At 66.7% G+C, this 456-nt stretch carries 1 protein-coding gene; it reads right to left on the bottom strand.

All coding sequences use genetic code 11. From position 1 onward, the window contains the following. The coding region (locus tag JHD07_RS35225) for a rhomboid family intramembrane serine protease (protein ID WP_291630567.1) at positions 1-406 on the bottom strand (406 nt) is incomplete at its 3' end. Between the last annotated feature and the right edge of the window lie 50 nt (positions 407-456).

Genomic DNA, 456 nt, shown 5'->3' with positions numbered 1-456 from the left:
GGGCCAGCGCGCCGGCCGCCGCCGTCACCGCCAGGAAAACGAAGAACCTGACCGCACCGAAGCGCCGCGCCAGCGCGCTGCCGAACGGCAGCAGCCACAGCACGTTGAAGCCGAGATGGGTGAGATTGGCGTGCAGCAGCGAATAGGTGACGAAGGTCCAGACCTTGGCCCCCGCTCCACCCGGGATCTCCAGATTGAGCAGCGAGGAATCGTAGCGCTTCGGGATGAAGCCGAACACGTCGATGGTCCAGTTCTCGAGCTCCGGCGGCAGCAGCACCCGCAGATGGATCACCGCCAGCAGCGCGATATAGGCCGTCAGCGCGGTGGGAAGCGTCAGGATCGGCTCGCGCGGGGCCTCCTCATGGGCAGCCGGCAGGTCGGGCGTCGAATCGTGCGGGGAATCCAAGGCAGCTTCGCTTTCGGGCGAGATCGGAGCGACGGAGCTTGGAGATAGTC

It is taken from the genome of Bradyrhizobium sp. (assembly GCF_016462955.1).
In the GTDB taxonomy this organism is placed as follows: domain Bacteria; phylum Pseudomonadota; class Alphaproteobacteria; order Rhizobiales; family Xanthobacteraceae; genus Bradyrhizobium.
Note: the sequence above shows the minus strand (reverse complement) of the source record. Positions and strands in the feature narration are given on the sequence as shown.